This is a genomic window from Burkholderia sp. DN3021 (genome assembly GCF_049805555.1).
GTDB classification, from domain to species: Bacteria; Pseudomonadota; Gammaproteobacteria; order Burkholderiales; family Burkholderiaceae; genus Burkholderia; species Burkholderia pyrrocinia_C.
In genome coordinates, this window is record NZ_JBNCAB010000089.1 from 21,276 (window position 1) to 30,627 (window position 9,352).

A 9,352-nucleotide genomic window follows, 5' to 3' on the forward strand; every position below is an offset into this window, starting at 1 on the left:
GGGGTTCTCAGGCGGGAGGGACTGCCATGGAACTGAGCGTAGAACGTGTCGATGTCTGGTCGGCGACCATCGACGACAAGCCGGGCGGCCTCGCGACAGTATTAAGCGCGCTGCGGACTGCCGGCGCAGACTTGCAGTTCATCGTTGCACGCCGCACATCGGAGACGCCGGGCAAGGGCGTCGTGTTTGTCGCGCCACTGCAGGGAGACGCGGTGATTCGCGCGGCCACGCAGGTGGGGTTCAGCGTCACCCCGAGCGTTCACTCCGTCCGCGTAATGGGTTTGGATCAAATGGGCATCATCGGGCAACTGGCCCAGATGCTCGCGGACGGCGCGATCAATCTCCGTGGCGTCTCGGCCGCCGTGCTGGGTTCCCAGTTCATTGCCTATTTCGCGGTCGATTCGGCGGACGATGCAGACAAGGCGATCGATATCCTGCAGCGGGCATAAGGCGGCTGCGTTGGACGGTGGACTGGCAGCGGCCGGAAGGGGGCGCGCGTTTCAGGACGTTGCGGGCCCCCGTCACATGGCTCAGGTATCCGCCCACCGTCTCAGCAGGTTGTGATAGATCCCGGTGAGCGCGATCACGCCCGGGTCGTGCGCACCTTTGTCCGCAGAAAGCTGCTGGATCTGCGTATCGAGCTGGAACAGCAGCGTGCGATCGGCATCGTCGCGCACCATGCTCTGGATCCAGAAGAACGACGCAACGCGCTCGCCGCGCGTAACGGGCGTCACGTGATGCAGGCTCGACGCCGGGTACAGCACGAGATCGCCCGCCGGCAGCTTGGCGCGATGCACGCCGTAGGTATCCTCGACACATAGCTCGCCGCCGTCGTACGCATCGGGCTCGGCGAGAAACAGCGTCGCCGACAGATCGCTGCGCACACGGAAATCGGTGCCGCGCAGCAGCCGGATCGCGTTGTCGACGTGCGTGCCGAACGTCTCGCCGCCTTCATAGCGGTTGAACAGCGGCGGAAACACCTTGAGCGGCAGCGCCGCCGAAAAGAACAGCGGATGGCGTGCGAGCGCATCCTGGATCGCGTCGCCGACCGCACGCGCGGCCGGTGAGCCTTCCGGCAATTGCCGGTTGCGTTTGGCAAGCGCCGACTGCGCGCCGGACGTCGCGTTGCCGTCGACCCATTCGGCCGCATCGATCAGGTCGCGGCATTGTGCGACTTGCGTCTTGGTCAATACGCCGGGGATATGAAGCATCATGATGCGGATTCCATTGCATGCGGCGGCAGTTGCAGCGCCGCCGCGCGAAACGCGTCGAGCGGCGACGATGCGAGATAGGCGCGCATCTTCGCGATGAACGCGGGCGTCGCGGTGGCCGGCACGCGCGCGAGCCAGACGAGCGCTTCGTCTATGCGCCCGCGCTCGGCGAGCAGCCGCGCAAAGTTGAACTGGCCGCGGAAGTCGCCGGCAACGGCTGCGCGGCGGTAGTGGTCGAACGCGGCATCGGTGTCGACGGATACGACCCAGCCGTCCTCGTAGAAGCCGCCGATCAGGTTGATCGATTTCGCGTGCCCGAGCGCGGCCGCGCGGCGGAACCAGTCGAGCGCGTCGGCGCGGTTCTCGTCGACGCCGTTGCCGAGCGCGAGCGCCGTCGCGTAGTTGTACATGCCCCAGTCGAGCCCCGCCTGCGCGGCGAGCCGGTACCAGTACACGGCGACCGGCGCGCACGCGGCCGTGCCCCAGCCGAACTCGTAGCAGCGGCCGAGCATGTTCATCGCCATCGGGTGGCCGGCCCGCGCGGCGTGCCGGAACCAGCCGAACGCGGCAGCCGGATCGCGCGCGACGCCATGGCCGTCGAGCAGGTACTGCCCGTAGACGGCCTGCGCATCGACGATGCCGTTGTCGGCCGCAGCCGCGACCCACGCGGCGGCGCGCTCGGGCGGCCCGGCCAGGATGTCGGCGAACTCACGCGGCGATACCGACGCGAGCGCCTTCAGCGATACGGCCTCCATCGATCAGTAGCGCGCGTTCAGCGTGACGAACGCCGAGCGGCCCGGTGCGATCGACGCGTAGTGCGCCGGATACGCCTGGTCGAAGTACGTACGGTTGAACAGGTTGTTCACGTTCAACTGCAGGTCGAGCTTCTTGTTGATCCGGTACTGCGCCATCGCATCGAAGCGCCAGTACGACGGCACGGCGCGCAGGTTCGCGGGATCGCCGAATACTTCCGACATGTAGAACGCGCCGCCGCCGACCGTGAACTTCGGCGTCACGTCGTAGTTCGACCACATCGTGAGGCTGTGCTTCGGCGTGTTCGGGAAGCGGTTGCCGTTGTTCGCCGCATCCTTGCCGTTGTCGCGCAGCGCGCTCTTCATGTACGTATAGCCGCCGAACACCTGCCACTGCTTCGTGATCTGCCCTGCGACGCCGAGCTCGAGACCCTGCACGCGCTTGTTGCCGACCATCGCGTACTGGTTGTTCGGCAGCGTCACGCGCGCGTTCGTCGTGTCGATCTGGAACAGCGCGGCGGTCAGCGCGAGCTTGTCGTTCAGCACGTTCCACTTGGTGCCGAGCTCGATGCTGCGGTTCTTTTCCGGCGCCATCTGGTCGGCGTTCGGGCCGACGCCGCCGCGACCCGGCGTGAGCGACTGCGTTTCGCTGCCTTCGCCGAGCAGCATGCCGGCCGGCGTCGATGACGTCGCATACGACGCGTAGATGCTGCCGTTCTGCGCGGGCTTGAACACGAGGCCGGCCTGCCAGTTCACGAGCGTATCGTCGCGCGTATAGGTTTTGCTGCCGTTGGCCTTGGTGTCGGTGAAGCGGGTCGAGTAGTCGTCGACGCGCACGCCGGCATTGACCTGCCAGCGCGGCGTGATCTCGATCGTGTCGAAGCCGTAGATCGATTTCGTCGTGGTGCGCGCATGCGCGTAGTCGTTGTTGCGCGTGATCGAGCCGGCCCACGGATCGTTCGGGTTCGGCGACCACAGGCTCGTGCAGTTGTAGCCCGACGCCGCGCCGATGCCTTTCTGGCAGATCTTGCCGGTGTCGGTCGCGACCTTGTACGTGTCGCGCTTGCCCCATTCGCGTGTCAGCTCGATGCCGGTCGTGAAGCTGTGCTTGAACGGGCCGGTGCGGAATTCGCCGAACAGCTCGGTCAGGTTCGCGATGCTGTTGATCGAGCTGTTGCGGTTGTTGTTGCGGCGCCAGACCTTGCCGTTCACCACGTTGCCCTGGCTGTCGTCGGGCTGCGTCCAGATGTAGTCCTGCGTCGATTCCGTGTAACGCGTGGTGTTGCGGATCGTCAGCGACGACGTGATGTCGTGCTCGATCTTGATCGTGCTGATGTCCGACGTGGTCTTGCGGAAGTCGCGGTCGATCAGCCCGTAGAAGTTGTGGCGATCGACGTTTGCCGGGCCGTCGGTGACGCCTTTCGGGATGTTGAAGCCGTAGACGTACGGAATGCCGCCGTCCGGCATGTCGTCGGTCGACAGGTGGTAGTAGCTCGCGGTCACGCGCGTCGGCGTGCCGAGGCCGAACGCGATCGACGGTGCGACGCCCCAGCGCTCGTTGTTGACGGCGTCGCGGCCGGCGACGTCGTTGTTGTGGCTCATCAGGTTCAGGCGGAATGCGGCGTGATCGGCGAACTGCCAGTTGCCGTCGGCGGTGAAGCGGCGATAGCGGTCGGTGCCGAGGCCGGCGCTCGCGCTGGCCGTCGTGCCGAGGTGCGGGGCCTTCGTGATCAGGTTGATGCTGCCGCCGGCGCCGCCGCGGCCGCCGTACGCGCCGTCGGAACCCTTGGTGATCTCGACGCGTTCGGTGTTGAAGATCTCGCGCGTCGTGGCGCCCGTGTCGCGCATGCCGTCGACGAACATGCTGCCCTGCGTGTCGTAGCCGCGGATGAACGGACGGTCGCCGAGCGGGTTGCCGCCTTCGCCGGCGCCGAACGTGATGCCGGGCACGGTGCGCAGCGCTTCGGTCAGCGTCGACGCGCCGCTGTTCCGGATCAGTTCCTGCGGAATCACGGTGACGGATTTCGGCGTGTCGACGAGCGGCGCGGTGAATTTCGCGGAAGCGGAAAAGTCGGCCTTGTAGCTGTGCTCGATCTTGCCCTGGATCTCGATCGGCGCGAGATGGCCTTCGGTGCTGGACGGGGCCGGCGGCGGCGCGCCGTCGGCGAATGCAGGGCTCGCGGCGAGCACGCTGCACAGGGTGGTGAATTTGCCGAGCTTCAACTCGTCGGAACGGGACTTCATGGTGCGCTTGGACCTCGCGATGTGGCCCCGGGGGAGGTGTGCTACGGAAATGTGCATGCCGCCGGGAATTATTACGATTTGTTTTCAGCCGGCATTCTATGTAATTTTTTGTTGAATGAGAAGCGTTCTTGTTATCAATTAAAAGGCAAGTGTTGACGAATGTTGCGGGGTGGATGGGCGGTGGATGATGGCCGATTGGCCGAGTGTGACGGGATCCTCGGGCGGGCTAGAGTGGTTTTGTCGCGAGGCAATCCATGTGACTACAAGATGCTAGGATGACTGCATTGAAAGCATTTTGAAGGAATGCATCATGCCTGTGATTACCGTTCGAAATTTGCCGGACGAAGTGCATCGCGCACTTCGGATTCGCGCCGCCCAGCACGGACGCAGTACCGAAGCCGAGGTACGTGACATTCTCGAGCAGGCCGTCCTGCCAGGCGGGCGGCTCAAGCTGGGAACGTTGCTGGCGGAAATCGGGCGTGCGGCAGGCGGCGTCGATTTCGACGTCGAGCGCGATAAGGTGCCAACCAATCCGATGAGCTTCGAATGATCCTTGTTGATACGAACGTCATTGCCGAACCGCTGCGGCGCGAGCCGAGTGCGGCCGTGATCGAGTGGCTCGATGCCCAGAACGCCGAGACGCTGTTTCTCGCCGCAATCAGTCTCGCCGAAATTCGATTCAGCGTTGCGGCGTTGCCGGAAGGGCGAAGGAGGGACAGGCTGCATCAGAGCATCGAGCAGCGCGTGCTGTCGGTGTTTCGAGGCCGAATCCTGCCGTTCGACGAAGCGGCGAGCAAAGCGTATGCGAGCCTTCGGGCTCGGGCCCGTGTCGCAGGTAGCGCGATCGCGCCTGCCGATTGTTTTGTCGCCGCCACGGCCGAGGCGAACGGCCTGATCGTGGCCACGCGCGATGTCGCGCCGTTCGAGGCGGTGGGGCTTCGCGTGATCGATCCGTGGGCGCGGTAGCGCCCGGTTTCTGGCACCCATCACCTGCGCTGGAATTGGAAACGCGCCGTGCAATGCGGCGCGTTCTGCGTCAGGCAAGCGCGCCCGTCCCGTGAAGCGATGGCGGGCGGGCGCGAGACTCCCGGCGTGACTTAATCGACTCCGTGAAACACCGCGTCCTCCGGCCCGAGATAAGCCGGCGGGCGCCACGTCGCGTCGCGCATCGAATGCTGGACGAGGTTCTCGACGCCGAGCAGCACCGCGAAGATCGCCATCCGCACCGGAATGCCGTTGTCGGTCTGCCGGAAGATCGCAAGGCGCGGGTCGCGGTTCAGGTCGACCGACAGGTCGTTCGCGCCCGGCCGGCTGTCGCGCGGCAGCGGGTGCATGATCAGCGTGTCGGGCTTGCAGACCGAGTCGACGAGCGCCTGGTTGATCTGGAAATCCGGCGTATAGCCTTCGAACGATTCGTCGGTGAAGCGCTCCTTCTGGATCCGCGTCGCGTAGACGACGTCCGCGCCGCGCAGCCCGGCCGCGAGGTCGGTCGTCTGTTCGACCACATGGCCGTTCGTCGAGATCTGGTCGATGATGTAGGCCGGCATCTCGAGCGTCGGCGGCGACACGAGCGTGAACTTGAGCCCGCGGTACAGCGCGAGCAGCTTGACGAGCGAGTGCACGGTGCGGCCGTACTTGAGATCGCCGACCAGCGCGATGTGCGCGCCGTCGACGATCTTGCCGAGCCGCGAGAACTCGCGCTGGATCGTATAGAGATCGAGCAGCGCCTGGCTCGGGTGCTCGCCGGGGCCGTCGCCGCCGTTGATCACGGGCAGGTTGGTCGCGCGCGCGAACTCGGCCACCGAGCCTTTCTCCGGGTGGCGGATCACGAGCGCGTCGACGTAGCCGGCCATCACGCGGCTCGTGTCGTAGATCGATTCGCCCTTGGCCATCGACGAGAACGTGAAGCCCGTCGTGTCGCACACCGAGCCGCCGAGCCGGCAGAACGCCGCGCCGAACGACACGCGCGTGCGCGTGCTGGCCTCGAAGAACAGGTTGCCGAGCACGGCGCCTTCCAGCACGCGCGAAATCTTGTGGCGCCGCGCGATCGGCTGCATCACGTCAGCCACGCGAAACAGCGCCTCGACCGATTCCCGCGAGAACTGGTCGACCGACAGCAGTTGCGGCTTGCCTTCGAACAGGAACTGCTTCGCGAGCCCCTGATTGTCTACGCTTTGCGTATAGGCCCCGCTTTCCGGTGCCGAACGTTCGACGATTTCCGACACGAAGCGCTCGACGATCTCGGGCATCCCGCGCGATTCCTGCGAATCGTCGGGCAGCAGCCAGGTATCCAGTGCGCGCCGGCTGACGCCGATTCGATTGGCGAACGCTTCGCGAGTCATGTTGAGGCGGCGCATCGCGTCGCGGAGGAAGGCTTGCTGGGGAACGGTCATCGGCGGCTCCTGGCGGAAAATATACGCGGTGCGTATATTAGTTCCTGGCGTGCTGAAGTCAAGGAAAATCTGCGCGATCGGGCTGTGCGGTGCGTGTGACACTCGACGGGCTCGCACTGGCGCGCGGCGTCCGCGTCCGTATAATCAGGTCAGGCCCCGTGCCCTGCATCGGCAGGGCGCCATGCCGCAAACGATTCGCCCGGTCGGGCTTGTTGATTCGAAGGAGAATGAGAATGACGCGTACGATTGCTGCAATGTTGCTGGTTGTGACCGCCGCGCTCGCCGGCTGCAATACGGTCGCCGGCGTGGGCCAGGACATTTCGAAGGGCGGCCAGGCGATCAGCGATACGGCCGAAAAGGCCAAGTAAGCCGACCGGTTCCGGAATGCAGAAAGCGCCGGGCCGTCCCGCGCTTGCGGGGCGGCCCGGCGCTTTTTTGGGGGGGCGGCGTGGCGTTGACGCCGGCGGCGTCAGGCGTGTTCGACGAACGCGTAGCGGCCTTCGACCTTGCGCGGCGTGAACCATCCGTAGTCGGGGAACATCCGGTTGCGCACGAACCAGACGTAGCCCACCAGCACCAGCGTGACCGCGAGGCCCGGCAGCGCGGTCGACGGATCGCGTCCGAGCTCGGCGATGGTCTTCGGCAACTGCAGCAGCGACAGCAGGATGAACGCGTGATACGCGCCGACGCGATGGGTCGCGAAGCCCAGATGAACAGCAGCGACAGCGGCACGGTCAGCGCGAGGAACACCACGACGAGGCCATTGCCGAGCGCGCCCGACACGCCATGGTCGCCGGTGGCGGCGGAGAAGTAATACGCGAGCATCAGGCTGATCGCCAGCTGGAGGGTGCCGAGCGCGACCAGGATCCAGGTGTGCACCTTGTTCTTGCGACAGCGTTCCGGATCGGGGCGCGACGCGATCAGGCTTGCGATCACGCGATCCTTGAGCCCCTGTCCGGACAGCTCGGCCAGTACGTCGGCCTTCCTCGTTCCCGCGGACAGCAGCACCGCGATTCTTGTTTTGGCTTCCTTCCTGTTCATTGCGTGGCGGATTGTTGTTCGATGGTTGTCAAAGTTTTCGGCCACGCGAATATTGCATCTTGCACGGTGGTGCGCAACGGTTTTGCGGCGCGCGGACACATTCCTACAGTTGCCGGCGGCGTCGCGCGAACGCGGGGATGGACCGGCAATGTGGCGTGAACGAGCGTCCTGCGTTTCTGCAACAACGCAATGAGCGCGGCTCAGTCAGCGGCGGTTTGCGCCGACGGCGCGGGACTGGCCGGCTGTACCGGGTTCGCCGGTTGCGCATCGCGTGCACGCGCGGGCGGTTCGCGCCGCCGCGTCGCGCCGACGAGCATGCCCGCGACGACGAGCGCGATGCCGGCGACACGCGTGCCGGTCAGCGTTTCGCCGAACAGCGCGACCGCGAACAGCACGGCCGAGACCGGCGCGACCGCCGTGAACAGCGCGGCCTCGGTGCCGCTCGTGCGCGCGGAGCCCGCATACCAGCACAGGTAGCCGAGCACGGTCGGCACCAGCGCGTAGTAGGTAATTGCCGACACGGCGCCGACGGTCCAGCCGGTCGCCACCGCGCGCCATTCGAACGCGGCCGGCACGACGGCGAGCACGAAGCCGAGGCCCGACATCGCGGCGGACAGCGCGAGCGGCGGCAACGGTGCGGCAAGCCGCCGGTTCAGCAGGATGAAGACGGCTTCGCATGCGACGGCGGCCAGCACCAGCGCATCGCCGGCAAGCGTCTGGAGCGACGACATCGTCTGGCCGGGTGCGAACGTGACGAACAGCACACCGGCCGTGGCGAGCGCGGCGGCCACCCAGTCGCGCGGCGTCTGCCGCTCGCGCAGCACGACAGCCGCGATCAGCGTCGACATCGCCGGCAGCGTGCCGAGCATCACGCCCGCATCGAGCGGCGACGACAGCTTCGTGCCGCTGATCAGCAGCACCGTATAACCGACGCCGCCCGCCGCGGCCTGGATGACGAGCAGCACGGCGTCGCGCGCGGAAATGCGCGGCCAGCGCATTCGCTGCGCGCGCATCAGCGCGAACAGCAGCGGCGTCGCGATCAGGAAGCGCAGCGCCGTGGCCGCGAACGGCGGCAGGCCGCCGGCCGCGAGACGGCTCGCGATGACGGTGCTGCCGACGCCCGCCATCGCGGCGGCGAGGTAGAGATAGCCAATCAGTCGTGTTTTCATGCGCGCATCGTCGCGTACGGCGGCGGTGCGCGTCTTGAACGAAATTGCAGCGGGTGCGTGGGGATGCCGAGGGCGGTGCGTGGGGCCGCCTTGCGAGCGTGCGTCAGTGTCGGCGTCAGTCGAAGCCGCCGCAGCAGCGTCAGCCACCATCGTCGACGCGGGACCCGCCTTCGATCGCGTTGCGCGCGGACGCCAGCGGCGTCAATTGGCTTGCGTAAACCGCCCCGGCGTAATCCCGAACTGGCGCGCGAATGCGCGCGTCAGGTGGCTCTGATCGGCAAAGCCGGCTTCGGCCGCGGCATCCGCGATAGGCAGGCCGTTGGCGAGCAGCGCGCGCGCCAGCCGCGCCCGCGACTGGATCAGATACGCGTGTGGCGTGATACCGAGTTCGCGTGCAAACCCGCGCAGCAACTGGAACCGGCTCACGCCGCTCAGGTCGGCCAGTTCGGCGAGCGAAACGGGCGCGGCCGGCGCCGCGTCGAGCCCGTCGCCGGGGACGCGGATCGCCCGCGCGACGCCCGCCCCCGGCCCGTCTCTTTTTA

General features: G+C 66.6%; 10 protein-coding genes and 1 pseudogene. 4 read left to right on the plus strand and 7 right to left on the minus strand.

The features are described from left to right. The first annotated feature begins 26 nt into the window (after positions 1-26). Positions 27-449, plus strand: a complete 423-nt coding sequence (locus ACPUER_RS30335) for an amino acid-binding protein (protein ID WP_310132924.1) — start codon at positions 27-29, stop codon at positions 447-449. A gap of 81 nt (positions 450-530) precedes the next feature. On the opposite strand, the gene ACPUER_RS30340 is transcribed toward ACPUER_RS30335, so the two are convergent. Genes ACPUER_RS30340 through ACPUER_RS30350 form a run of 3 tightly spaced genes read right to left on the minus strand, consistent with a single transcriptional unit; the run spans position 531 to position 4,207 of the window. Beyond that, on the minus strand, positions 531-1,214 hold the full coding sequence (locus ACPUER_RS30340) for a Fe2+-dependent dioxygenase (protein WP_175959537.1): 684 nt from the start codon (positions 1,212-1,214) through the stop codon (positions 531-533). After that, on the minus strand, positions 1,211-1,966 hold the full coding sequence (locus tag ACPUER_RS30345) for a tetratricopeptide repeat protein (RefSeq protein ID WP_175959536.1): 756 nt from the start codon (positions 1,964-1,966) through the stop codon (positions 1,211-1,213). Before ACPUER_RS30345 ends, ACPUER_RS30340 begins: the two co-directional genes overlap by 4 nt. Before the next feature lie 3 nt (positions 1,967-1,969). Then, entirely contained in the window at positions 1,970-4,207 is a 2,238-nt protein-coding gene (locus ACPUER_RS30350) for a TonB-dependent receptor (RefSeq protein ID WP_175959535.1), read from the minus strand. Positions 4,208-4,517: 310 nt separating this feature from the next. Between ACPUER_RS30350 and ACPUER_RS30355 the strand changes: the two genes are divergently transcribed. Together ACPUER_RS30355 and ACPUER_RS30360 are read left to right on the plus strand one after the other, a co-directional pair. Next, positions 4,518-4,757, plus strand: a complete 240-nt coding sequence (locus ACPUER_RS30355; RefSeq protein WP_425132914.1) for a FitA-like ribbon-helix-helix domain-containing protein — start codon at positions 4,518-4,520, stop codon at positions 4,755-4,757. Continuing rightward, positions 4,754-5,173, plus strand: a complete 420-nt coding sequence (locus ACPUER_RS30360; RefSeq protein WP_310132935.1) for a type II toxin-antitoxin system VapC family toxin — start codon at positions 4,754-4,756, stop codon at positions 5,171-5,173. The genes ACPUER_RS30355 and ACPUER_RS30360 overlap by 4 nt, the downstream gene beginning before the upstream one ends. A gap of 131 nt (positions 5,174-5,304) precedes the next feature. Here the strand turns inward: ACPUER_RS30360 and ACPUER_RS30365 are convergent, their stop codons facing one another. Further along, positions 5,305-6,600 carry an aspartate carbamoyltransferase gene (locus ACPUER_RS30365; RefSeq protein WP_310132938.1) on the minus strand — a complete coding sequence of 432 codons (1,296 nt, stop codon included), beginning with the start codon at positions 6,598-6,600 and terminating at the stop codon, positions 5,305-5,307. Between the two features lie 233 nt (positions 6,601-6,833). On the opposite strand from ACPUER_RS30365, the gene ACPUER_RS30370 reads away from it, so the two are divergent. Continuing rightward, positions 6,834-6,968 (plus strand): entericidin A/B family lipoprotein, encoded by a 135-nt coding sequence (locus ACPUER_RS30370; RefSeq protein ID WP_021158165.1) that lies wholly within the window; start codon positions 6,834-6,836, stop codon positions 6,966-6,968. Between the two features lie 101 nt (positions 6,969-7,069). Here ACPUER_RS30370 and ACPUER_RS30375 read toward each other — a convergent pair. The 3 genes and pseudogenes from ACPUER_RS30375 to ACPUER_RS30385 all read right to left on the minus strand — a co-directional run. After that, positions 7,070-7,641, minus strand: a pseudogene (locus ACPUER_RS30375) (permease). Positions 7,642-7,841: 200 nt separating this feature from the next. Beyond that, positions 7,842-8,810: a DMT family transporter gene (locus ACPUER_RS30380; RefSeq protein ID WP_425132915.1), complete on the minus strand. Its 969-nt coding sequence runs from the start codon at positions 8,808-8,810 to the stop codon at positions 7,842-7,844. Positions 8,811-9,011: 201 nt separating this feature from the next. After that, positions 9,012-9,352, minus strand: a 341-nt coding sequence (locus ACPUER_RS30385; RefSeq protein ID WP_425132916.1) for a helix-turn-helix domain-containing protein, incomplete at its 5' end; no start/stop codon positions are given.

Coding starts and splice junctions, on each gene's coding strand:
- ACPUER_RS30335 (WP_310132924.1), top strand. CDS start 27: ATGGAACTGAGCGTAGAACGTGTCGATGTCTGGTCGGCGACCATCGAC.
- ACPUER_RS30340 (WP_175959537.1), bottom strand. CDS start 1,214: ATGATGCTTCATATCCCCGGCGTATTGACCAAGACGCAAGTCGCACAA.
- ACPUER_RS30345 (WP_175959536.1), bottom strand. CDS start 1,966: ATGGAGGCCGTATCGCTGAAGGCGCTCGCGTCGGTATCGCCGCGTGAG.
- ACPUER_RS30350 (WP_175959535.1), bottom strand. CDS start 4,207: ATGAAGTCCCGTTCCGACGAGTTGAAGCTCGGCAAATTCACCACCCTG.
- ACPUER_RS30355 (WP_425132914.1), top strand. CDS start 4,518: ATGCCTGTGATTACCGTTCGAAATTTGCCGGACGAAGTGCATCGCGCA.
- ACPUER_RS30360 (WP_310132935.1), top strand. CDS start 4,754: ATGATCCTTGTTGATACGAACGTCATTGCCGAACCGCTGCGGCGCGAG.
- ACPUER_RS30365 (WP_310132938.1), bottom strand. CDS start 6,600: ATGACCGTTCCCCAGCAAGCCTTCCTCCGCGACGCGATGCGCCGCCTC.
- ACPUER_RS30370 (WP_021158165.1), top strand. CDS start 6,834: ATGACGCGTACGATTGCTGCAATGTTGCTGGTTGTGACCGCCGCGCTC.
- ACPUER_RS30380 (WP_425132915.1), bottom strand. CDS start 8,810: ATGAAAACACGACTGATTGGCTATCTCTACCTCGCCGCCGCGATGGCG.